Origin of the sequence: Peribacillus sp. YIM B13481, assembly GCF_042787985.1 — a bacterium.
GTDB classification, from domain to species: Bacteria; Bacillota; Bacilli; order Bacillales; family DSM-1321; genus Peribacillus; species Peribacillus simplex_A.
This window is the reverse complement of the sequence record NZ_JBHZPE010000060.1, coordinates 1-23039: the sequence shown is the minus strand read 5'-3', so window position 1 is coordinate 23039 and position 23039 is coordinate 1. Positions and strand designations below refer to the sequence as shown.

The 23039-nt window shown below is 36.2% G+C and carries 18 protein-coding genes and 6 pseudogenes; 15 read left to right on the top strand and 9 right to left on the bottom strand.

The genetic code is table 11. The features are described from left to right. Positions 1 to 315: 315 nt before the first annotated feature. Complete coding sequence (locus ACFX4X_RS22435; protein ID WP_377386608.1) at positions 316 to 1140, bottom strand: MBL fold metallo-hydrolase; 825 nt, start codon at positions 1138 to 1140, stop codon at positions 316 to 318. Positions 1141 to 1749: 609 nt separating this feature from the next. On the opposite strand from ACFX4X_RS22435, the gene ACFX4X_RS22430 reads away from it, so the two are divergent. The 6 genes and pseudogenes from ACFX4X_RS22430 to ACFX4X_RS22405 all read left to right on the top strand — a co-directional run. Next, positions 1750 to 1908, top strand: a complete 159-nt coding sequence (locus tag ACFX4X_RS22430) for a hypothetical protein (RefSeq protein ID WP_377386605.1) — start codon at positions 1750 to 1752, stop codon at positions 1906 to 1908. 134 nt (positions 1909 to 2042) lie between these two features. After that, the gene (locus ACFX4X_RS22425) at positions 2043 to 2231 is read left to right on the top strand and encodes a hypothetical protein (RefSeq protein WP_377386602.1); all 189 of its coding nucleotides are present in this window, start codon (positions 2043 to 2045) and stop codon (positions 2229 to 2231) included. A 322-nt stretch (positions 2232 to 2553) separates the two neighbouring features. Then, entirely contained in the window at positions 2554 to 3189 is a 636-nt protein-coding gene (locus ACFX4X_RS22420) for an FMN-dependent NADH-azoreductase (protein ID WP_089364940.1), read from the top strand. Positions 3190 to 3453: 264 nt separating this feature from the next. Continuing rightward, positions 3454 to 3801: a VOC family protein gene (locus tag ACFX4X_RS22415; RefSeq protein WP_377386611.1), complete on the top strand. Its 348-nt coding sequence runs from the start codon at positions 3454 to 3456 to the stop codon at positions 3799 to 3801. Positions 3802 to 4154: 353 nt separating this feature from the next. Beyond that, the gene (locus tag ACFX4X_RS22410) at positions 4155 to 4721 is read left to right on the top strand and encodes a TetR/AcrR family transcriptional regulator (RefSeq protein ID WP_089364942.1); all 567 of its coding nucleotides are present in this window, start codon (positions 4155 to 4157) and stop codon (positions 4719 to 4721) included. An 89-nt stretch (positions 4722 to 4810) separates the two neighbouring features. Further along, positions 4811 to 5023 (top strand): annotated as a pseudogene (locus ACFX4X_RS22405) (MMPL family transporter); the annotation flags it as partial. Positions 5024 to 6103: 1080 nt separating this feature from the next. On the opposite strand, the gene ACFX4X_RS22400 reads toward ACFX4X_RS22405, so the two are convergent. Beyond that, positions 6104 to 6262, bottom strand: a complete 159-nt coding sequence (locus tag ACFX4X_RS22400; protein WP_176432076.1) for a hypothetical protein — start codon at positions 6260 to 6262, stop codon at positions 6104 to 6106. Positions 6263 to 6426: 164 nt separating this feature from the next. Here ACFX4X_RS22400 and ACFX4X_RS22395 point away from each other — a divergent pair, with 164 nt between their 5' ends. The 3 genes from ACFX4X_RS22395 (at position 6427) to ACFX4X_RS22385 (ending at position 8845) form a co-directional block, all read left to right on the top strand. After that, positions 6427 to 6654, top strand: coding sequence for an SAM-dependent methyltransferase (locus ACFX4X_RS22395; protein WP_377386598.1), 228 nt, complete (start codon positions 6427 to 6429; stop codon positions 6652 to 6654). A 130-nt stretch (positions 6655 to 6784) separates the two neighbouring features. Continuing rightward, positions 6785 to 7693 (top strand): PhzF family isomerase, encoded by a 909-nt coding sequence (locus ACFX4X_RS22390; RefSeq protein WP_377386595.1) that lies wholly within the window; start codon positions 6785 to 6787, stop codon positions 7691 to 7693. 717 nt (positions 7694 to 8410) lie between these two features. Beyond that, complete coding sequence (locus ACFX4X_RS22385) at positions 8411 to 8845, top strand: hypothetical protein (RefSeq protein ID WP_377386593.1); 435 nt, start codon at positions 8411 to 8413, stop codon at positions 8843 to 8845. Between the two features lie 202 nt (positions 8846 to 9047). Here ACFX4X_RS22385 and ACFX4X_RS22380 read toward each other — a convergent pair whose 3' ends face one another. Beyond that, a complete protein-coding gene (locus ACFX4X_RS22380) occupies positions 9048 to 9665 on the bottom strand; it encodes a cell wall hydrolase (RefSeq protein ID WP_284469622.1) in 618 nt (205 codons plus the stop codon). A gap of 391 nt (positions 9666 to 10056) precedes the next feature. Between ACFX4X_RS22380 and ACFX4X_RS22375 the strand changes: the two genes are divergently transcribed. Further along, on the top strand, positions 10057 to 10599 hold the full coding sequence (locus ACFX4X_RS22375; RefSeq protein ID WP_377386589.1) for a GNAT family N-acetyltransferase: 543 nt from the start codon (positions 10057 to 10059) through the stop codon (positions 10597 to 10599). A 410-nt stretch (positions 10600 to 11009) separates the two neighbouring features. On the opposite strand, the pseudogene ACFX4X_RS22370 reads toward ACFX4X_RS22375, so the two are convergent. Further along, a pseudogene (locus tag ACFX4X_RS22370) lies at positions 11010 to 11810 on the bottom strand (transposase); the annotation flags it as partial. Between the two features lie 547 nt (positions 11811 to 12357). Between ACFX4X_RS22370 and ACFX4X_RS22365 the strand changes: the two are divergent. Both ACFX4X_RS22365 and ACFX4X_RS22360 read left to right on the top strand, forming a co-directional pair. After that, on the top strand, positions 12358 to 12507 hold the full coding sequence (locus ACFX4X_RS22365; RefSeq protein ID WP_089365001.1) for a hypothetical protein: 150 nt from the start codon (positions 12358 to 12360) through the stop codon (positions 12505 to 12507). Between the two features lie 646 nt (positions 12508 to 13153). Beyond that, positions 13154 to 13285, top strand: a pseudogene (locus tag ACFX4X_RS22360) (recombinase family protein); the annotation flags it as partial. 72 nt (positions 13286 to 13357) lie between these two features. Here ACFX4X_RS22360 and ACFX4X_RS22355 read toward each other — a convergent pair. Beyond that, positions 13358 to 13999, bottom strand: a complete 642-nt coding sequence (locus ACFX4X_RS22355) for a GTP pyrophosphokinase (RefSeq protein ID WP_081108914.1) — start codon at positions 13997 to 13999, stop codon at positions 13358 to 13360. A gap of 647 nt (positions 14000 to 14646) precedes the next feature. Between ACFX4X_RS22355 and ACFX4X_RS22350 the strand changes: the two genes are divergently transcribed. Both ACFX4X_RS22350 and ACFX4X_RS22345 read left to right on the top strand, forming a co-directional pair. Continuing rightward, complete coding sequence (locus ACFX4X_RS22350) at positions 14647 to 15087, top strand: cell wall hydrolase (protein ID WP_284469628.1); 441 nt, start codon at positions 14647 to 14649, stop codon at positions 15085 to 15087. Between the two features lie 279 nt (positions 15088 to 15366). Next, positions 15367 to 16796: pseudogene (locus ACFX4X_RS22345) on the top strand (IS4 family transposase). Between the two features lie 289 nt (positions 16797 to 17085). Here ACFX4X_RS22345 and ACFX4X_RS22340 read toward each other — a convergent pair. Beyond that, complete coding sequence (locus tag ACFX4X_RS22340; RefSeq protein WP_248737867.1) at positions 17086 to 18942, bottom strand: alpha/beta fold hydrolase; 1857 nt, start codon at positions 18940 to 18942, stop codon at positions 17086 to 17088. Between the two features lie 58 nt (positions 18943 to 19000). After that, the gene (locus ACFX4X_RS22335; RefSeq protein ID WP_284469632.1) at positions 19001 to 19567 is read right to left on the bottom strand and encodes a TetR/AcrR family transcriptional regulator; all 567 of its coding nucleotides are present in this window, start codon (positions 19565 to 19567) and stop codon (positions 19001 to 19003) included. Between the two features lie 554 nt (positions 19568 to 20121). Here ACFX4X_RS22335 and ACFX4X_RS22330 point away from each other — a divergent pair. Continuing rightward, a complete protein-coding gene (locus tag ACFX4X_RS22330) occupies positions 20122 to 21390 on the top strand; it encodes a M20 family metallopeptidase (protein WP_377386583.1) in 1269 nt (422 codons plus the stop codon). 334 nt (positions 21391 to 21724) lie between these two features. Here the strand turns inward: ACFX4X_RS22330 and ACFX4X_RS22325 are convergent. Beyond that, positions 21725 to 21838 (bottom strand): annotated as a pseudogene (locus ACFX4X_RS22325) (YjcZ family sporulation protein); the annotation flags it as partial. A gap of 268 nt (positions 21839 to 22106) precedes the next feature. Continuing rightward, positions 22107 to 22675 (bottom strand): annotated as a pseudogene (locus ACFX4X_RS22320) (tyrosine-type recombinase/integrase). Between the last annotated feature and the right edge of the window lie 364 nt (positions 22676 to 23039).

Genomic DNA, 23039 nt, shown 5'->3' with positions numbered 1-23039 from the left:
AGTATCGAATGAGAATTGTCTTTTTTTAGTTTGATTAACCGTACTAGTTAGAAAAACGTGAGTTTTTCAGCAGCCTCGTCAAAAGGATGGCCTCTTTTTTTCAATATTCCAGAATCGCTCTTCTTAATGAACTAACAGAGCGTTAGTAGCATAAGAAAGCCACCAATTTGGTGGCTTTTGTTGGTTTGGAATAAAGTTTGAGTAAAACGTTTTATGATTTCGGATATTAGCATTTCTGTTGTAAAAAAGTTAAATCATTTCGGTAGACGAAATTGAAAACTATCCTTGATTTATTATTAATTATCGTACTTGTATTTATGTTGTAAACAATGTTCCATTTAGTGCATTAACATACCTAGTTGCAGATTTTTGAACTTGGTTATGGGCTTCTTCTTTAATTACTTGGTGAAATGCGTCATATAAACGGCCAAATTTAAAATCAATAACCCGATTTGCGATTCTTTCGACTGTTACACTTGGCATTGGGATGAAGTTTGGATAACTATACATAAAACTTACCCATTGACGATCAGCAACGATCCGAATGATATCTCCAGTTAGTAATATTCCGTTCTGGCTGTTTCCATTTTTCCATTCTAAAACGGTGCCGCCTTTAAAATGTCCGCCAATTCGTTGAAGGATGACACCTTCCTGTAATTCAATCGATTCTCCAGACCAGAAAATGATTTTTTCGCTTGGCCTCGTTACCCAGTCTCTTTCATCTTCATGAATATAAATCGGAGTGTCAAAAGCTTCGGCCCATTCCACTTGACTAGAGAAATAATGAGGGTGAGATAACGCTATTGCATCGATTCCACCTAAATCTTCAATTTGGGTAATCGTATCTTGATCAATATATGTAATACAGTCCCATAATAAATTAAAATTCTTATCTTGTATTAAATAAGCAGTTTGTCCGATTCCAAAACTCGGACTAGTATTTATGCTATATAACCCCTCTTCGTCAAGATTAATAGAATTTTTAAATATTCCATCTTTTTTCATCAGTTCTAATGTTGTCCATGTTTGCCCTTTAGGACTAATATATTGTCTTTCTTCCCCGCAAATCAAACATTGATTGGGTACTTCTTTAGAACCTTCATATTGGACTCCACATGTTTCACAAATATAATTAACCAAAAATCTTTCCCCCTTATTTACAAAAAAACTTTATTAATTATTATAATTAAAAAAGGGAATATTTTGAAATTTATTGCTCAAATTCCCCTTCCTGCATCCGTGCTATTATTCTTATGCACTAAAGGGGCAGGATAGTTCAACAAGGTGGGAATATTTTTATATATGAAATAGAATTTTTTATCGCTTATGCTGAAAATAAAAAAGAAGGTTAAAACGTATGAATGTCACTGATTTAATTATTTTGTCTGTGGTTATAGGCTTAATTAATGATTTTAAGGACAAGAAATTTAATAGAAATTATTTTTTTAAAACGCCTTTAACATTTTTACATCAGGCCTAATATTAATCTTTATTAGATAAATATCTTCCTAGTGAAGAATATGGGATATGGCTATTTGGGGGGGGGGGGGTTATTGTTATATTCGATTTATACAACAATTAAAGGGTTTTTAAAAAAGACCAATAGCGCTCTTCATTAATTATCTGTAGGGTGCATTTCTTTAATAAGGGATCGCTTTCCTTATTGAATAAACGGGGCAGAATTATTAAGGAATGGTTTAGGGAATTGGAACATAATTGGAGTAATTATGAAAGATAAAGAGGATACAAATGATGATAAAAGAAAAAAAGAAAGGCAAAGGTTTTTTTAAAGGCATAATGAATGAAATCTGTGGTTCAATCTTATCTGAATTGATTTTTAACATCTTAACTAACTCTTATCCCAAGAATGATAGTTCGTTTAGTAAAGAGTTTATTTTAACTGATTGAGTCGGAATTAATTTTTAATCAACTAAAAGGTGAAGGTTGCTGATGCAGCCTTTTTCTTATGCCATTACGGGCAGAATTGTGAAAGTATGATTGTTAAACATTGATTATTGAAAAGTGTAATAAGAGGTGAATTTATGGATACTTCAAGCTATATATTTTTAGCAATTTATTGGGTCGGAATTATTATATGGTCGCTTAAAAATAAGGAAAAGGCTAAGAAGGAATTACTTCAAATAAAAAATAATTGGAAGACAGGAGCATCAATATTGCTAATTGTTTTATTTCCATTTTTAGTTATGGCTTCTATGATATTTGTATTGTAGTTTGTTTTCATTGTTAAGCTCACGTGGCAGGTTAGCAAGATTGTGAAGGTTTGTACTTAAGCTAACAGGTGCGTGCGGCCGAGCATAGGTCGTATCATAAAAGCGGGTGGGATTCTCGTCATACAAACTTTTTTCATAATGTTGCCCCCTAAAATTCCTAACTATACACTCACTAAACAGACTAGAAAATTTTTAATTGATTATTATTTTCTATACACTTTGTACCTTAGGCTTTAGATTAATCACGAAGTAATTGTATAAATGTTAATTTATTACACAAACTAGAATGTTCAAAGATGTAGAAGGGAAGGAAAGATATAAAATGACAAAGGTATTGTACATTACAGCTCATCCTCATGATGACACTCAATCTTACAGTATGGCTGTTGGAAAAGCATTTATTGAAACTTATAAAGAAGTAAATCCTAGCCACGAAATTGTAAACATTGACCTTTATAAAGAAAATATTCCTGAAATTGATGTGGATGTTTTCAGTGGTTGGGGGAAACTTCAATCTGGAAAGGGATTTGAAGAACTTTCGTCGGAAGAGAAAGCAAAAGTTGGCCGACTCTCAGAATTATGTGAGCAATTTATAGCTGCCGATAAATATATATTTGTAACACCTTTATGGAATTTTTCATTCCCACCAGTATTGAAAGCATATATTGATTCCGTTTCTGTTGCTGGTAAAACATTTAAATACACTGAACAAGGTCCAGTTGGCCTTTTAACTGATAAGAAGGCCATACATATTCAAGCTCGCGGTAGTATTTTTTCCGAAGGGCCATTAGCTGAAATGGAAATGGGTCACCGATATCTAAATATCATTATGCAATTCTTCGGAGTTCCTTCTTTTGAAGGTTTATTCGTTGAAGGACATGCGGCAATGCCTGATAAAGCACAAGAAATTAAAGAAAATGCTATTGCACAAGCAAAAGATTTAGCTCCGAATTTTTAATTTCCAAAGAAGTGTCACAGTCGGTGGTACACCGTGGTTGTTGGAGTGACTAACGGATGGTCTCAAAGGCACCATAATTAACGACCTTCTTCACCAGCCATTAAAACAGTATCGATATAGGGACCAATTTTCATTCTCTGTGGTGAAGCGCTGATTTTTGCGCTTCATGAATGGCTAACGGGGAAGGTTAGTGAAAGAAGGAATTCGCTTTCAAAACTAGAATTTAAATAAATAACTAATGGATATAGGAAGGAGATTCTTATGATAATAAAAGGTTTTGGGGGAATCTTTTGGAGGACTAAAAATCTAGAGGATATAAAAAAATGGTATAGTAAAGTCCTGAAAATTGAAATTGAAAATTGGAATGGTACCATTATTACACCACAATCAGGCAGTGAAACTATCTTTTCCTTCTTTTCTGAAAATGACCCCTATTTTCCAACAGAACAACAAGTGATGTTAAACTTTCAAGTTGAAAATTTGGATGACAGTATCAAACATCTAGAAAATATGGGCGTTCCCCTTGTTATGGAAAAGACGATTAATGAATTTGGAAAGTTTATTTGGATTGAAGATCCAGAGGGAAGACGTATTGAGCTTTGGGAGAAGTAATAGGATAATAATAAATTTTTGATGGAACAATTCATTTCGAATCAACAATAGATTCTGAGGAGACAATTGATTGTACGAACTATCTAATTTTACCAGGATTAATAAATGCACATTTTCATAGCTATTCGCCACTTACAAGAGGTCTGGTAAAAGATATGGGTATACAAGATAGGTGTAACGATTCTAAGCAAGGGAAAATCCAACAATTATTTTTTGATTATATAGATACTGGTTGTAAATCCGCATTTTCTGACAGTACCTCTGTTCATAGCTTCAAACTACTTGACTTTTAACAACTTTAAACTATAATTAAAAACAGAATGAATATTCATTCCTAATATGAGGTGAGAGAAATGTCCAAAAACAAACAAGATGATATTTTTGAAGCAGCTATGAAACTTTTTGCGGAACGTGGTTATGATGGAACCACAGTACCAATGATAGCTGACCAAGCAAAAGTGGGCGCTGGGACCATTTATCGTTATTTTGCCAATAAAGAATCCCTTGTTAATTCTTTATTTATCAAATGTGTTCTTCAGTTTTCTGAAGCCATAAGAACCGACTTTCCTTCTAATTCAATAATACGTGAACAGTTTACCCACATTTTAATTAGAATATTTGATTTTGCAAGAAAAAATGTGAATGCTTTTATATTTATAAATTCTCATGATGATGGTTATTATCTGGATGAGAATAGTAAAGAAACGTTTAATGACTTTCTGGACTTCATTATAAGAGTAATAGAGGATGGAAAGGAAAAAGGATATATTCGCCCCTTACCGTCATCTGCATTAATTGCGATGGTTTATGGACCAATTGTAATGTTAGTTAAGATGATCGAGACAGGGAAACTAGCAGAGACACCGGAATTATTAAAAGAACTTGAAGAAAGCGCATGGAATGCTATTAGAGTCATTTGATTCGGGTAGCTTCGCAACAAACGGAATGAATATTCATTCCTATATAAAGGAAAGGTGAAATCAAATGAAAAAGTTGGGGAAGCCTCTCCTTGTCTTATAGATAATCGTTACGATTGTGTCGTTAACAACAATGCCTAATATGGACCATTTGACCAAAGAAAAAGGACAAATTACGGTCCCAGATACTGAACAAATGCGCTGTTGCTAAAGAGATGATAAAGCAAATGGATAAAAAAGGCGGCGAAACGTATGGCATTATAGCGGTCTTCAACAGTGGAAGCGATAAAGGCTTAACGAAAAAACCAGCAGCTCCTTTTCTTATGGAACTAGGGGCAGGATAGTTCAACAAGCATATTGTATTCGAACTGTACAATAAATACTAAACAATGAGAATAGTAAAATGATATTTAAACCCAATTGTTGGATTTTTATGGTAAAATGAGTTTCTAAACTGTTGTTATGAACGAGTTAGAGACAAAAAGCGTAAGGACTACTTAATTTGGTTTATTAGTGCATTACTCTTTTATTGGATAGCTATTGACTATTATTTCTTCAACTTATAGACGCGTTAGCTAAAGATCAGAACTGTCTTTAAGGCAGCGTTTTCTTTATGGAACTAAAGGGGCAGCATTCCTGTAATAAATGAAAATTAGTATTGAGTACATCTCTCTTATTAAACAAAACCAGCTAAGTTTGGGATTTAATACACTTAAAGTAACGGGTGCGTTCGTTGAATTACATTGTCAGAAAAAGAGCTCCTTCATATAAGGGAAGTTGTAAGAGGGTACGGTGATGTTACTACAATTTTTTTACAAATTGAGATAACCAATAATTCACAATTATGGTAAGGTTGATTTTGTTATATACATCATTTTTCAAGGGATGGTGCAAGGGATGCTTAAACGAATAATAACTAAGTACGAACACGAAGGCCTGACCCCGGAGGAAATTGAGCATTTAAATACTATAAAAGGACAAAATCCTTATGGGATGCTAACTCTATTATTAGGTCTAGTATCCTTTATTTTTGGGCCACAGTATATAATTATTCCTATCGTATCTTTGTAATTGGGTTTTATTACTTACCTGACCTTTGATTCTGAAAAAGAGGATAATCCTTGGACGTTTTACATTGGACTATTATTTGCTTTAACAGGATTAATATTGAACTTTTTACATTATGTACACGTATTGAGCTAGATGTTTCTGCTATATTTATTTGTTTATTTCTTTAGCTAGATATTCACGGTCAATGGCTTGAGGTGGTCTTTCAAACCAACCGTGCTTAATCATTAAGTTTGCAGCAACTCCATCAAATTGAAATGAGAGATGTAAAGTGTTTAATTGAAGCAGAAAAATAAAAAACCACTCAAAGTGGTTTTTTAATCGCGCATCGCTCCTGCCTCTCGGGAAGTCATTGCACCTTGTCCTTCGCTTACATCTTTTTGAATTTCTTGTTTTACTTTTCGTGCATCTGTTCCGGAAAATTGTGGTTTCATAATAGAACCCAATTTCGCTTTAGCTTGTTGATCCTGTTGCATACAACTCCTCCTTAATTTATTAACAACCTTATTATTTACAAAGAAACACTCGTTATTCCTGAGGATCTGAGCGAAGTTCCCTTAAAGTAGGGGGTGTTCAGCATCCTGTATTAACTTCATCAATAAAAAGTGCAGTAGCTTCTTCTTTAAAAGCAGATTGGATCGTGGATGATTATTTTAATAGTGGCGAACGAATAGAACCCTGGATTGATAAAAGGGTTGTTAAATATCATCGAACTTTTGAAGAATATTATCAACTTTTAAAGCTAGCTGGATTCAAGATTGAAGATATTAGAGAAAGCACTCTAAGAGTTGAGGAATTTAGCAGTGAAAGTGAATATAAACGTCGAATGAGAATTCCACTATTCTTGATTTTTTCTTGTGAAAAATAAGATTTCCTCAAAAAGGGAGGTTGCCTCGGAATTCTTTTCATCAAGAACTAACGGGGTAATTTTTAATATAGTAAGAATAATAGATAGTATAAAGGACCGGAAATTCACTATATTAAAGGTGGGAAATGACATGGCAAGAAAGTACCGATTATATCAAATTGATGCATTTACGAAAGAAAAATTATCAGGTAATCCTGCTGGTGTAATTACCAATGCAGATGGGTTATCTTCGGGTGAGATGCAGAGGATTGCTAGAGAGCTTAACAATTCGGAAACGGCATTTATATTTAAATCAGACAATAGCGAATCTGATGTACATATTCGTTTTTTTACGCCTACTCATGAGGTTCCAATCTGTGGACATGCGACGATTGCTGCCCACTATGCTCGTGCAGTTGAAAATAGTTTAAATACAGGTAAAGTTTATCATAAAACTGGTGCCGGCATTTTACCAGTCGATGTAATTAATGAAGGTAATGATTACAAAATTATAATGACCCAGGGTAGTATAAGTTTTGATGCGGTGATTGATGGTCTAGCTTTAGAAAACATATTTACAGCTTTCAATATAAGTGAAAATGATTTATTAGAAGATTGTCCAGTACAAATCGTTTCTACCGGGCATTCCAAGGTGATGATTGGAATTAAAAATTCGGAACTTCTTCACCGATTAAACCCTAATATGGATTTACTAACAAAAGTCAGTGGATTAATTAATTGCAATGGTTTCTATGTGTTTACGATGAATGCTCCCGACTCCGAAATCTTAATTCATGGAAGAATGTTTGCTCCAGCAATTGGTATTAACGAAGACCCTGTTACAGGTAATGCGAACGGCCCTTTAGGTGCATACTTAATACACCATGGACTTGTCAAACATGATAATACTTTATTTAGTTTTAAAGCAGTGCAGGGCGAAGCTATAAACCGGGCGGGTGTCATTGATGTTCAAGTGAAAATTTGTCATCAGGAACCAGAGGAAGTAAGGATTGCGGGAAATGCTGTAATCGTATTTAAGTCCGAGTTATTACTGGAATAGCCATTCAACGTGCATTAGCTTAACCTGGACCATATAAATATTATTGTAGCGTATTTAGATTTTGTGCCCTGAATAACCTTACAACTACCTCGAGGTTGAGTGAATAATTCCTTGTTACAAATACTATTAGTTTTCTTCTTTCAATAAGGAAGGTTGTGTTGAGGCAGCCTTTTTCTTATGGCACTAACGGGGCAGTTTAGTTTAATAAGACTTTTAGAATCAAACTATCAGTTGAAACCTTTTTAGGGAAAATCTCGTATACAGATTTAGGAAAATGTTTTTTAGAAAAGGAGAAACAGGTTATGTTTATAGGGGATATTATATTTCAAGTAATTGTTTTCGGAGGTATAGCATTAATTTTAGGTGTTTTAGGTTATTTATTATTTAAGAGGACAAAGAGAAGCTAATTAAATTTCTAATTTAAGTAACGATTGCTTTACTTATCAGGAGTTGCTTCGGCAGCTCTTTTTCTTATGGAGCTAACGGGGCAGGATAGTTGCATTAGAACTTTTTGTTATTCGACTAACGTGTCAGGCTTAATTATCAAAATTAGCATTGTCTTTTTGGGTTAATATTGAGATAAGATAAGGCTAATGGGTAGTAGCACTTACTTCTTGGCAATAAAAAAAGAATAATTCCTAATTAAACTAAAGGGACAGGTTAGTGTGAGAAGACCTAATTGGATAAATATCGTTTTTAGGGACTAGAGGTGATTATATGAAGGAAAACTACCCACGACAAGGATTAAGAATAAGATGTGAACAAGGCGTCTATCCAGAAGTTAGAAGGGCTTGTCTAGAATTTGCAAAGTGGTTAAGAATAGAATTTGAATTTCCCATTCGAGTTGTTGTATATCTAAAAAAAGACTATCAAATTAAAAGTAGGTTCGATAAAGAATTAGTATCTGCAACATTCTTTGCCCCTTCCGATAAAAGTGTAGAACCGTACATAAGAATAGCTACAGGTGACTATATAGAATTATTAGAGGAGATCGGACAAGATGATGCACTTGCAAGTATTCTTGGTTCTATTGCCCACGAGTTGGGGCATTATTATCAATGGATTGATGACCTTGAACTTGATGAAGAAGGTGCAGAAAATAATAGCGAGTATATGATTGATTTGTATGCTGAGACTAGAGACCATCCGTAAACAATTAAAGCACTTTGTTAATCAACTAACGGGTGCGTTAGCTGAAGATCGGAGCTGTCTTTAAGGCAGTTTTTTCTTATGGGGGTGCCGCCAAAAAGGTCGGGCAAATACTGCCCGACCTTTCAACTATACCCCACGATATAGTTAATGGGATATTTATAATACGAAACTATAAAAATATCATTCCTCAATATGTATAGTTTTACTTTGCAAATAAATGGTTGCCTATTCTAATGACTGTTTCCCTTGTGAAAATCCATTCATCTGTTGCCGAGAACGGATTATAATAATAAACAGAACCATGAGTAGGATCCCAACCTTGTAATGCATCAATAACAGCTCGATATGAATAGCTATTTGGGGTCAAATAATATTGCCCATCATGTACAGCTGTAAAAGCATTTGTCTGGAAAATAACATCGTAAGTATTTTTAGGAAAACCTGGCGTTGACATTCGGTTCAAAATTACTGCAGCGACAGCTACTTTTCCTTCATAAGTTTCTCCTCGAGCTTCTCCATAAACAACCCTGGCCATCATTTCAATACTATTTAATTTTTGTTGTGTTTGGAATCCAAAAACCCCATCTGGTAATATTCCAGAATCTAGTTGAAGTTGTTTAACTGCATGATCAGTAATTGCACCATAATACCCTGTTGGTTGCCTATTAAAGTAACCCATTTTCTTTAAATTTTCTTGTAAGTCATAAACTGCTTGTCCTTGACTTCCATTGTGTAAAATTTCTTGAGCAAAGATTGAATTTGGTATAAAAAACATGAAACAAATAAAAACAACAAACGACATTTTTTTAACATTTAACATAAATAATACCACATCCTTCGATTCATTTTCCTACTATTCTACTTTATCATACAAGAAAAATAGATTTATCTTACATTATTCCTATTTTAAACCAAAAAATAAAGAAAATTTCAGACGAATTTGTCTGTTTATTGGGGTACCGCCTATCGCCATCAAGCTAAGAAAAAGGATTATACCCATAACGAAAAAATAAGCTATTCTTTGGTGTAAATGCTGCTGAAGATAGCTTTTTTCGTTTTAGGGTATAAAGAAATTTTAACTAATGGGCATGCGGCAAGACCCCTTATGGAACTATCGGGGCAGGTTAGCTCCATAATAAACAAGTGATTTATCTATTAATCATATATGTTAATATACAAAATAAACCAATAGAAAAATTAGGGGGATGAGTATGTTTTTATATAATATTGATGAGGAGTTATCATTGAAACTGTTAGAATTAAAGGATGCAGAAAGGGTTTTCGAAAGAACAAATCAATCCAGAGAATACCTACGAGAATGGCTCCCTTGGCTGGATAATACAACAAAACTTGAAGATACAAAAGGGTTCATTAATATTTCTTTAAAAGATTTTGCTGAAAACAAGAGTGTCAATACAGTTATTATGTATAAGGGACAAATTGTTGGTGTAGCAGGTTATAACCAAATAAATTGGTCAAATAAAACTGCATATATTGGTTATTGGCTCGGAGAAGAATATCAAGGTAATGGAATTATGACAAGAGTATCTAAGGCATTGACTGATTATGCATTTATTGAATTGAAACTAGATAAAGTGGAAATAAGGGTTGCTGTGGAGAATAAGAAAAGTAGAGGAATTCCCGAAAGATTGGGTTTTGTTAATGAGGGTTGTATCAGACAAGCAGAATGGTTGTATGACCATTATGTTGACCATATTGTTTATGGTATGTTAGTTAAGGATTGGAATAAGTAGTAATTCATACCTTAATGAACTCCCTCAGTTTAATTGATAATGCTCACGAATACTCGCTTATTCGCAGGATTTCATACCACATGGTATAGGTTGCTTTAGATGAACGAAAGAGATAGGACCGTTTTGATAAGATGAGAGCAGATTGAAATAGGGGATCTATTGAAAATCCCATATTATTACATATACTACACGCATTTTCCACGCTGCCCTTGGAGGCTTTCCCTCCCATGTCTCAACGGGTCATAATCCTATGCCCTTTCATTCCTTCGTCATACCTATCCAAGGGGTGGAGGCCGGTTTTGCTAACGGAACGGGCCATTGCCCTTTTGTTCATTACATCCAGTACTTCGTGCTTTCTTTGAAATCCTACGAATAAGCCAACTTTCGTTAATCACAATGTGAATGTAAATTTACGCTGCTAGTTGTTCAAGAGGGAAGACCATTTCCGGTTTATAGGCAGAGCCATTACGAGCAATCCCTACTAGAACACGGGCAACTTTTCCACATAGTTTCATGATGGATTTCATTTTCTTAATCTTCTTTCCTTTAACATTGTTCGAGTGTAGGGCTTTAAACTCAGGGTTATTCATCACCAGACTCATGGTCGCAAGGAAAAGGTAACGCCGCAGGCGTGATCTTCCACGTTTGGAAAGAACAATTTGGCCTTTCCACTTCCCAGAGCTTGCTTCAGCTAGATGCAATCCTGCATGACGAAGGAGCGCATTCCCGTGAGCGAACCCACTTAGATCTCCAACTTCTCCTAAGATGCCCGCTAGTGAAATCTCGCTGATTCCTTTAATGGCAAGTAATGGCTTAACGAATGGAATCTGTTCCAAGACGTTTGTGACTTCTTGCGTCACTCTTTCGAGTTGGGATGAAGCGAGATCATATTCCTCTAATAACTGTTCCAAGTGAAGTTTATACGCATCAAGGGCTTGTTTCGTACCAATTGAACGCTTGGCCAACGCAAGCAGGGAATGGGCTTTTTTATGCCCGGAATGTCGCTTCATACATGATTTCCACCCGGTTACGATATCTTGAGGCTGTAAGGAACATCATTCAGCTGGGGTAGGAAAGAGGCGTAGAGTTGCGATTGCCCCTTTACATGATACGTCTTTAAACACTTCCCGGAACTCGGGAAAGACAACATCCACCCAGCGATTAATTTGGTTGATGGAGCTAACAAGACGCTTAACGATCACATCTCGGTTAAAATTCATAGTAGGGCTTCCTCCTTAAGATTTTGAGTTAGATTGGTCTCTATACTCGTATCTTACTGAGGGGCTCTATTTTTTTCAAACCTGATATTTAACGATCTACAGGAATGCTAAAGGGGCAGGTTAGTTGGATAAGGTAATATTTGGATTAAGATGGATATAAGTGGAAAAGTTAATAACATGGGGTGATTTTTTGGAGAAAAATATTGGGGATGTAGATTTTTTTAAACAAGTAGTAAAAAGACTGTGCAAAAAAACAATATTTCCCCTCAGAAACCTAAATTTGAAATCATCGAGAACGTATTGGTTATTAGCATTATGAACCATTTAAAAGATGGAGTAGACTTAGATTGTTTTAATATTTTATACCTTATTTTCCGAACAATTAGATGAATTATTTTACTAAGTTTTTAATGTTTTTACTGATATATGCAAAGGTAGCAGTACACTAATAAAGTAATAAGGTTTACTTCAGTAAAATAAGGTATATTATATTTAATGAATAGATTCTCTTTAAAGACAAGAAAAGTAGGTGAACAAAGTGGGAAAATATCAATTGGATACCAAAGGTAAGGTAGCTGTGACAAAGTTTCATGAAAAACAGGCGCCTGCCAAATTTGATAAAAAGCAGCACCTTGAAAAAATACGTGCGGAGTATTTGAAAAAGAAGCAAAAACAAACAGATAAATAATATGAATGGAAACATAGGAAGACTAAAACCTCCCTATGTTTTTCTTATTCGAGGTGCTTTTTTCAATTGATGATAGAGTTTATTATTCCCATAAATTTCAGATTCGGTAACAAAAAACTCGTCATCAGATATCCATTCCTCACTAAAAATTTCAGTAGCAGAATCAATAGACCAGCCGTTATTTTGGATACACCAGTAATCTCCAGCAGAAATTTTTAAAACATTTGGATACTCACTTGGCTTAGCTGAATAAAAAGATAAGTCTCGATCTTTTCAGCAAGATACTTTCTCAACACCCCACACAATTGGTGGCCTTTTAAAAGTATGATTCTTTATATAATCATACATTTTTTGTCTTGCTCCCTCTTTTTAAACAAAAACTGTGACATATGATAAAGGTAAATTGAAAGGTATGAGCCCGGTACAATACCGAGTTCATACCCAACGCGCTGCCTAACGAAATAACCTGTCTAACTTTATGGGGTCAGTTCACGTAGAGGAGAGCGACTTTTTAGGTTGGAATTCTCTTAGAGTATAAAATTTCCGAAATGGGAGGTATAGCGTTGTTCCTGTCGTTCGTAAAAGTACATTTTTGCGAACGGGGCATTTTTTTATAAAATCAACTACTTTTAACGTCCGTTAAAGTATGGATAAACAAAGTGGGAAAAATTTTGAACGAGAACAATATCAATTGTTAAAACGAATGATCCGGAAAGGGGATGTTCTTTACATTCATTCACTGGATCGTTTTGGACGGAACAAGGATGAAACCCTTAGATTCTAAGACTAAGTGTTTTTATTTGTCAGATTGACTTAAGGTTGAAATGAGAAAGGTGTCACGATTGTTTGCTTAATTGGCCAGTAATTTTGTTCTTAATCTTGACATTTCTTTATCCATTAAGGAAGAAGCTTTGGCAAGCTCAATTAGCTGCTTTTGAGCATCCTCTGGTATAGTCTCGCCTTGATATTTATAGTTTAGTTTATGCTCGGTGGATGCCCAAAAATCCATAGCGGAAGTACGAATTTGTATTTCTGCAGGAACCCATATTATTTCGTTGGATAAGATGACTTGGGTTTCTACAATCAGGTGCAAACTTTTATATCCGCTCATTTTCGGGTCCTGAATATAATCCTTTACGCGTATCATTCGAATGTCTTCACGTTGCTCGATATGCTCCTTCAACATATATACGTCATCAATAAAACTTGTGACAATTCTAACTCCCAAAATATCTCTTATTTCATTCCTCACCGCTTCTTGTGTTAAAGGAATTTCTTTTTTTTGTATTTTCTCCACCAAAGAACTTAATTTTTTCATACGTGTTTTCATATGTTCAATAGGAGAATAGCCATGTTGTGTTTTCCATTCTAAGTCAATAACCTTGAAATCACTTTCTAATTCATGTAGGGCCATTTGGTAAGGTAAAAAGAACCCCCTCCAATTGTCTAATACTTTTTGAATAACCTCGATTTTCATCTTTTTTTTCAGCATGTCCACAGCCCTCCTGTTATTATTCTGTTATCATAACCAAGATACCCTAAAAAAAAAAAGCAACTTTCCATTTTTGTGAAAGTTGCTTTTACTGATTATTTATCAACATAGTGAAATAAGATTGTGAAGAAATGTACTTAAACTATCGGGTGCCTTAGCTGAAGATCGGAGCTGTCTCTAAGTCAGTTTTTTCTTATGGAACTAAAGGGGCAGTTTAGTTCCATAAAATTATTTTATTTATTTTAATAAATATTGGCATCAATTCTATAAAATGTAATATATCAGAAGTAGACTTTTGGGGTAGGTGTAAAAAGTGAAATTAAAAATATTGTTGGTTGTAGTTTCATTTATTCTTACGTATATTACTTTTAATACTCCGGGGATAAGTGAAATGTGGTCTTCATCGGGTGTTTTTGAGGTATGGGGTTTTTGGTTATTAATTATGATTTTTTTCTTCTACATAAAGAAAAAAGATTGAATTTCTTGTTCAACTAAAGGGGCAGTTTAGTTGAATAAAGGGAAAAAAGAATGCAATAGTTTTCATTTTACTTAAAAGCTGTAAGTTATTATAACTAAGCACTTTTTATTATATAAATAAAGACATGGCTGTAGGCTATTTTTCATATAATATTTTTGGGGTGGAAAAAATGGCAAGAGCAAGCTACCGAAGTTCAGACGTTGACTTAATGGCAAGGATGATGAGAGCAGAAGCCGAAGGAGAAGGACAACAAGGAATGTTATATGTTGGAAATGTAATTGTAAATCGTCTTGTAGCTAATTGTTTAGACTTTAAAGGTTTAAGAACAATTCCACAAGTCATTTATCAAGTACAAGGAGGAAATTATTCTTTTGAAGCTGTTCAAAAAGGGAATGTATTTTATCAAAGAGCGAGAGGTATTGAAAGAAGATTAGCAGAACAGAATTTGAAGCACTGGAGACAGCATCCGGCTAGATATGCCCTTTGGTATTTTAATCCACATGCTCCATGCCCTCCAACATGGTATGATCAACCTCAAACTGGTCAATTTAAAGAACATTGTTTTTATGAACCAAAACCTGCAACATGTGATAGTGTTTATAGAGGTTAAGCTTACTCTTTGAGTAAGCTTTTTTACATATTTAAAATATTTATACAATATAAAACTTTTAGTCATAGTTTTTATCTAAAAAAGTAAGATTGTGAATTATTGTACTTAAGCTAACGAGTGCGTTAGTTAAACAAGCATCACGCCAATTTGGTCGATTGTAGTTGATTTCAATTTGGGGTAACGTCACATGCCCATCAAGCTAAGTTAAAACAATACCCCCAAAAATGGAAAAACGCTATGCTTATCGTAAGAAGTTTACGAGAAAGGATGGTGTTTTTTATGAATCCTATCATCTCCAGTGAACTTTCACTTTTCGCACAAGAATTACAACGATTTCTATCTCCATTAGTCCTACAAGAAATCGCCAAACAAGTTGGTTTTGTGCAGCGATCTAGTAAGTTTCAAGCAAATGAACTCATCGCCCTTTGCGTTTAGCTCAGCCAAGAAGTCGCTAGTACATCGCTTACGCAACTATGTAGTCGGTTAGAGGCTTCGACGGGTGTACTAATGATCCAAGAGGGACTCAATCAACGCTTTAATCCAACAGCTGTCGCTTTCCTCCGAGAAGTCTTTACTTCACTCCTAACACAAAAACTCTGTGCGACACATTCACTATCTTCACACATGATTTCATCTTTCGAACGCATTCGGATTTTAGATGCAACTGTGTTTCAGCTACCTGATTCCTTCGCCACCGATTATCAAGGCTCTGGTGGGAGTAGTAATACGGCAGGCTTGAAAATCCAATTGGAATACGATTTACTGAGTGGCCAATTTTTAAACGTGCAGCTAGGACCGGGAAAGAACAATGATAAAACATACGGTACAATCTGCCTTGAAGCCGTAGAGGAGGGCGATTTATGTTTGTGTGATCTTGGTTACTTCGATTTAGGAGACTTACAAGTCATTCATGATAAAAAGGCTTACTATATCTCGCGGTTGAAGCTGAATACACGCATTTATATCAAGAACCCTGAGCCAAAATACTTCAAAAATGGCACGTTAAAAAAGCAAACAGAATACATCCAGCTTGATATGACACAAATGATGTCTGGTCTAACTACTGGTGAAACGATGGAAATCTCCGAGGCATACATTGGCCAAAATCAGAAGCTTCCGGCACGTGTCATTATCCATCGTTTAACTGACGATCAAACGCAAACACGACTGAAAAACCAAGCGATACGTGAAAAGAAGAAAGGTATTGTCATGAAGAATAAAAGTAAACGTTTAATGGGCATGAATGTATATATCACGAACACGTCGCTAGAAGAAATACCGACGAATTACGTGCATTCATTGTACTCACTTCGTTGGCAGATTGAGATTTTGTTTAAAACGTGGAAGTCATTCTTTGAAATAGATGAATGTAAAAACATTAAAAGAGAACGCCTAGAGTGCCATTATATGGACAACTCATTGGCATTCTCCTCTGTTCTTCTACGATGTTTCAAATGCGACAGCTTCTGCTTGAAAAGAAAAAGCAGGAGCTGAGTGAATACAAAGCAATTTATATGATTAAAGATTACTTTCCGTTACTGTTTCAAGCGATAGCAGTTGGCACAAAAGAACTTTTGAAAATTCTGCATCGCCTTTATCAGCTGCTCAAAAAGAACGGTCGTAAATGTCATCGGTATAAGAAGATGACCGTCTTTGATATTCTAGGGGTTGTGTATGAAACGACAGTGAAGAATAGACAAGCTGCCTAGCAAAAAAATCTCGTTTTAATAGGCTTTTTTTGCATGGCTACTTTTCCATCACTCGCTAGTTTTTAAACAAGGATCATTTCGTATCTAGTAATTTAGGTTGATGGGCATGTGGTACTACCCCTAATAGAAAATACATAAGAAGCAATATGATAATGCACCTATGATTAAGCTAATCCAAGCAAAAAATACTATTTTCTTTTATTATTGGATACAGGACAACCGATGATGTTAAACCAAGCTTTGAACGAACAATCTTACTACACACTTTTTTTGTATTTACCCCACACTATCATCTGCTAGTACTACTATTTTTTATAACCAAATCAGCCGTTTCCCTCGGATGGCTAAGAGGGAAATGATGACCATATGGAACAATATCAACCTTACCAAGATGCAATGGAGCAAAATAGCTTCTATCATGATCTCCCCAAATAATATGAAGATTATACCTTTGTACTTTATTAAAATCACCCTGATAGTCTTTCAATAGAAAACTGTTAAGCTGAACCGTTGTATTTAAAATTCTAGGCGAAGTAAAGCTCCTACTTACTTTGGCAATATAATGTTCCGGAATGCTCTCCGTACTTTCAAACAGACCATTACCTAATAAATATCGCTCTATCAAATTAGCAGTTGCCAATTTCAACGCCCATTTGTTCATAAATTGAGGAGCATTAAACGAGTTAGAATTTCTTTTTGCAACAGGTGGCTGAAGTAAAGTAATAGTATTCTTCGTATCAATGTACTCTTGTACTAATGCTTCCAGAAGAATTACCGCACCGAAGGAATGGCCAATCAAATGTGCACCATTAGTAGCTTCCCCCATTAACTCTTTCACTACATTCAAATAGAGATCCAGAAGGTTTTTCTCTCGTTTAAAAGGGGAACGTCCTAAACCTGGAAGATCCAGGATCCATACCGGTTGACCAGTTTTTTCATGAAGCTCTAGTCCTAAAGGAAATAAATCCTCTCCATCGCTCAATAAACCGTGTAATAAAATAAACGGCTTACCCTCTCCTTGTATTTGATAAATGACAGTGTTTCCGATTAATGTTCGTTCAAATGCATGATTATGCTGGTCATTTTGATACATCAAGCGATAATCCAAATCCGCTACGACGGCTGGGAAAAATTTCATTACACTCGTCTTCTTAAACCAATCCCCTCCCATGATTTTTTTCGATGAATCATTTGAAAACTTCCTATTTGTAATAAAGTTCAGTCCATCCGATGGAATTTGTGTTATTTTACTTACCCCACTTTTCATAAGTGCCTTCATGAAAGGAATTGGTACAGAGATTTTAGGTGCTACCATATTCATACTTTCTGACATAACTCCTAATAATTCAGACATATTTGGATCAAGCTGTTTGTCTTGAACAAGTGTATATGTTTGAATAGACGGTTGCTCCTGCTTAAAAACCTGCACAATAAACTTCGCTAGCTCATCGTTTGAAATAAGTGGTAATCTATACCCCTTACCTCCAGGAACAACTGGCATTAGCCCTCTTCGCATACTCGTCACAAGCAAGCCTAAGCCTGCTACTTGCTCCGTACTCCCTGTTTTACTACTGCCGACTACAGTTGGTGGATTAATCACAGAAAGCGGATAGCCTATTTCAGATGCCTGCTGGCGAATATAAAGATCTGCTAAAAATTTTGTTCTTTCATATGAATTTTTTATTTTCAAATAATCGTTGCCTTCCTTAAACACATCAATCGTAACCATGCTACTTTTATCATCCAAGGGGCTCATATAACCTACTATATGAATAAATTGCTGCAAGCCCTTCAATTGATGAATACTTTTAGCTAATTCACCGATATGCTTGGCACCGTTTAAAATTACAGAAACTGCCTCTTGCTCTGTCGCTTTAATATCCATTGGTCCACCCGCGTGAATAATCACATCCGTTTTTAATATCCTATCCTTATCTTCATCACTTAAACCTAAATCTGTTTTCGTTAAATCACCTTCAATAAAGTGCATGGCTGCCTCATTTACAATACCTTTTTCTTGAAAAATGCGTGTTGCCTTACTTTTTGACCTAACTAAAAGAAAAATCATAACTTCCTCTTTAGTTAATTCCTCCACTAATTGCCTCCCAATAAAGCCTGTTCCACCAGTTAAAAATATTGTCCTCATATCCGCGCTCCTTTTTAGTACTATATAGTACTAATTCAATGTAAAAAAAATGCTTCTCTTATCGAAGCAAGTTAAAAAAATGGTTTGCTGTTTGCTTGATAACAGTTGCATCCTTCAATGTTTCTGAAATAAATAGCGCTCCTTCAAGATTCGTTATAAAAAGTGCCGCTACCTCGTCAATATTAATCGTATTTCTAAACTCCCCTTTTTCTACTCCTTGTTTTAGTAATAGAGAGACTTTCGTTTGTAATCCTGTAAAAAAGAGCCCTATTTTTTCTTTTATGTGCGTGGCTTGTGCAGGACTTTGAATATAAAGAGTAATAAATGGACAGCTACCCTTATACTCCCTTGACTGAACTCCCTGTGATAAATGCTTTAAAAACAGCTGGACACGATCTTCAACTAATAATTGGTTCTGAGAAAGTATTTCATCAATGGCACGCTGATACGTTTCAATCCAATAATCAACGACCCCTTCTAACAATTCTTCCTTATTAGAAAAGTGATAATACACATTAGATTTTGATACTTTGCTTACACGCACTAATTCATCCATACTTGTATAAGCAAACCCTTTTTCTAAAAATAATGTTGCCGCCACTTCAATCACACGTTTTTGATTCATTAATTTTACCTTTGTCATAACTAGAACTATATAGTACTAGTTTGAATGTTGCAAGTATTAACTATTTCTTTTTCTATGGGACATAGAAACACCCCTTTAGATACTCATATCTTAAGGGGTAAAACGGTGCGACTTTTTTATAAATGGTTAAACTTTATTCAAAACGACGCATCTTTTTTACAAATGGTGCAACTTTATTTCAAAGTAGGGGTACCGCCACATGCCCATCAAGGTAAGAAATCATAATACCCCCAGAACGAAAATTTTATGCATCTTACTCGTTTTTATCGTTTTGGGGTAACTCGTTATTGTTAGCTTGATGGCGATGGGGTAGCGTCAGGAAAATGCGGATTTACAACGTTAGGCACATTTTCAAGACGTTACCCCTATATATCTTTGGCTAATTAAGTTTAACTAAAGCATTGAACGCGACTTTAAATAACACTTATCAAATGTTTCCCCACCTTTAACCCCAGAAATATGATCTAAGAACAGCACATAGAATAGTATAGAAATACTGCGGCTGATGCCGGACATGGAGGGGATGTATTTATATGAGTACCAGAATGATCCGGCAGCTGATAAGGTCAAGGCAACAGGAATTAGTCGAACTTGCTGCTTCATTTATTCGAATTCCATCTGAAAATCCATCGCCCGAGTTTAAGAAGCGGTCAGCAGAAATGGGACGCCATATTAGCCGATACCTAGCAGGAAAAGGGTTCTTGATTACCGAGCACCGCCGTAGCGAAAATGCGCTGGTTACCGTGGTCTGTGATGCTCCCTTAACCAGGATACCTGGTCCACGGCTCCTATTTTGCGGACATACAGATGTCGTACCTGCAGGCGATCGTTCACATTGGACCTTCGATCCTTTCTCAGGAGAAGTCAGAGCAGGTATGCTTTTGGGTCGGGGAGCATCCGATATGAAAGGAGGCTTGGCAGCACTGATTTTTGTGGCGGGACTACTTCAGGAGTTCGCCCCCACTCTTAATTTGAAAGGTAGCCTAGGAGTTATTGCCTCTCCGGATGAAGAGACTGGCGGCATTGAGGTGGCTTCGCTCCTGGATCAAGGATTGATTAAGGGTGATGCTTGTCTGATTGGTGAACCAACGGACCCCCACCATCCGAATGCCGGTGAAAAGGCCGAGGCATGGATGCAGGTGATCATACCAGGTCAGACAGGGCATGGCAGCCTACAACCGCTTTATGGAATCTCCGCCGTACGAAGAGGGGTAGCCGCGGTCGAAGCACTAACCAAGCTTTTGGAGCTCAAGGCAACGCCTCCGGCAGAGCTTGGTCAACTTTTGTACAATACTGAGTGGTTCCTAGGAAATCCCTTACTGTCACAGTTACTTTATCGTCCCTCTTACAATCCAGGTGTAATCCAGGGTGGAACAAATGTGAACGTCGTCGCAGACAAGTGTATCATTAAAGTGGATACCCGGGTTCCATTCGGTATGAAGCCCGAGTTTGTACTTGATGTCGCTAGGAATCTTGTTAGTGCTGTAGCGCCAGATGCGGTTGTAGAGCCAATGGTACCCTGTACTAACCCGAACTGGACCTTAGAGAATCGTCCAATTGTGAGGGAAATAGAACTGGGAATCCAGCGTGTCCTCGGAAGGGAGGAACCCGTATTCAGCGTACTTTTGCTGAGTTCAAGTGATGCCAGTCACTTCCGGCGCCATGGCATTGATACCGTCCTTTACGGTCCAGGGCTGGAACACACTATCCATGGGTACGATGAGCGGGTTTCAGTGGAGAACTTAGTTGAATCTGCCGAGATTTATGCTGAGACGGCAGTCAAGTATCTTAGATCATTTTAAATCTATTTTCACTAAACTTTATGTAGTGGTAAGGTCAGTGTTTTGACAATTTATAACGTTAAGATAGAACCCCTTGTATCAATAGGGTCTAGCCTATTGATATGGAGTCAATATTACGTGAAACAAGGCTTACTAGTGTCTCGTATAATTTGTCTCAACACATTTATCGTTACTACACCAACGATTTCCACTTCCTAGAACAGCTTAACGTTGTAAATCCGCATTTTCCTGACGCTACCCCAATTTGAAGAAGCCGACCAATAAAGGTCGGCTTTTTTCATTTTTAGCAGAAACCGCCATATCCATGAACGGGGGCAGGACAGCATTGGACACCGCCACCGAAACAGCTAGCTCCAACAATGATTAAGAGTATAAACAAAACGACTATAAAGGCGAATCCTCCGCCAAATCCTCTACCGTTATCACAACTTGATTCACAACGTGACATACAAACATCTCCTCATTTTGTTTTTAGAGGAGGAAATTAATTAAATGGGTTATATCACCTTATGCTCTAATTAGGAAAATGACACAATAGTCTCCATCTCTGTTCAGAAGAAGTAAAAAAAGTAGATTCCTTAAGGAGATCGACTTTTCAGGTTGGAATTCTCTTAGCGTATAAAATTTCCGAAATGGGCGGTATAGCATTGTTACTACTGTTCGAAAAAGTAAACTTTTACGAACTTTTTTGATTGTTATTTTTCTTTAAAATAGCCTTAGTGAAAGACACTAAATGTTTTCAATACGTTATTCGTTTCCTCTTCCGTAATGCCAATATAACGCAGGGTAACGGATGGATGGGAATGATGTAGGATCCGTTGCAACATGGCAATATCCTTCATAGCTTTGTAAAACCAATAGCCAAACGTTTTAAGTAAGGTATGATTGCCCACTGTACTACGCCAGCGAACTCTGCGGTCTTATTTAGCTTTCTGTAGGCCTGATTAGGGGTAATCGGACGTTCTCCCTTCCAGGACGGGAATAAATAGGGACTCTGGACGTTTTTGGAGTATTCATAGACCTCCTGGAAGCAATTCGCGATATACATATCGCGGATTTTTTGCGTTTTGCCTTCTTTAACCCATAGAATCTTGTGTTGTTTGCTTTTAAGGTCCAGGATCTGCTTCGTGGTGAGCTTGAGTAGGTCCCCGACACGCAGACCGGTCTCGCAGCCTACCACAAAAAGGATATAATCACGCTCCGAACAATGGCGCTTCAGCGCCCATTTCATATCTTCTAACTGCTGCTGATCACGGATCGGCTGCACATCTTTTGGTTGCGTCATCTCCATCGACCTTTCTTCTCTATTCAAAAAATCCGGCTATAAAATCCTTATGTACCAACGATTTAATGTATGATTTTTCCTCTTTTTTCAGTATAAAGAAAAAAAACGAAAAAAGTTAATTAAATCAATTAGATCATACATTCAAATTAGAAAGAAAGTACCCTTATGCTGCAACGGGGCAGGTTAGGACAATAAGTCCTATGATATATTTCTGCTAATAATTGAGTTTTCGGGGGTAAGTCAATGAATAATCAAGATTATTTTAATGATGAAAACTATACTGGTAATCACCTTCATGTAGATAATTGGAAATATGAGTTCACTCCATATATAGAAGCAATTGCTTGGGTAAGAAAAGACAGTT

What these genes read in the sequence shown, in the direction of transcription:
- ACFX4X_RS22430 (WP_377386605.1), top strand. Translation starts at nt 1,750, where the DNA reads ATGATGATAAAAGAAAAAAAGAAAGGCAAAGGTTTTTTTAAAGGCATA.
- ACFX4X_RS22425 (WP_377386602.1), top strand. Translation starts at nt 2,043, where the DNA reads ATGGATACTTCAAGCTATATATTTTTAGCAATTTATTGGGTCGGAATT.
- ACFX4X_RS22420 (WP_089364940.1), top strand. Translation starts at nt 2,554, where the DNA reads ATGACAAAGGTATTGTACATTACAGCTCATCCTCATGATGACACTCAA.
- ACFX4X_RS22410 (WP_089364942.1), top strand. Translation starts at nt 4,155, where the DNA reads ATGTCCAAAAACAAACAAGATGATATTTTTGAAGCAGCTATGAAACTT.
- ACFX4X_RS22400 (WP_176432076.1), bottom strand. Translation starts at nt 6,262, where the DNA reads ATGCAACAGGATCAACAAGCTAAAGCGAAATTGGGTTCTATTATGAAA.
- ACFX4X_RS22390 (WP_377386595.1), top strand. Translation starts at nt 6,785, where the DNA reads ATGGCAAGAAAGTACCGATTATATCAAATTGATGCATTTACGAAAGAA.
- ACFX4X_RS22385 (WP_377386593.1), top strand. Translation starts at nt 8,411, where the DNA reads ATGAAGGAAAACTACCCACGACAAGGATTAAGAATAAGATGTGAACAA.
- ACFX4X_RS22380 (WP_284469622.1), bottom strand. Translation starts at nt 9,665, where the DNA reads ATGTTAAATGTTAAAAAAATGTCGTTTGTTGTTTTTATTTGTTTCATG.
- ACFX4X_RS22375 (WP_377386589.1), top strand. Translation starts at nt 10,057, where the DNA reads ATGTTTTTATATAATATTGATGAGGAGTTATCATTGAAACTGTTAGAA.
- ACFX4X_RS22355 (WP_081108914.1), bottom strand. Translation starts at nt 13,999, where the DNA reads ATGCTGAAAAAAAAGATGAAAATCGAGGTTATTCAAAAAGTATTAGAC.
- ACFX4X_RS22350 (WP_284469628.1), top strand. Translation starts at nt 14,647, where the DNA reads ATGGCAAGAGCAAGCTACCGAAGTTCAGACGTTGACTTAATGGCAAGG.
- ACFX4X_RS22340 (WP_248737867.1), bottom strand. Translation starts at nt 18,942, where the DNA reads ATGAGGACAATATTTTTAACTGGTGGAACAGGCTTTATTGGGAGGCAA.
- ACFX4X_RS22335 (WP_284469632.1), bottom strand. Translation starts at nt 19,567, where the DNA reads ATGAATCAAAAACGTGTGATTGAAGTGGCGGCAACATTATTTTTAGAA.
- ACFX4X_RS22330 (WP_377386583.1), top strand. Translation starts at nt 20,122, where the DNA reads ATGAGTACCAGAATGATCCGGCAGCTGATAAGGTCAAGGCAACAGGAA.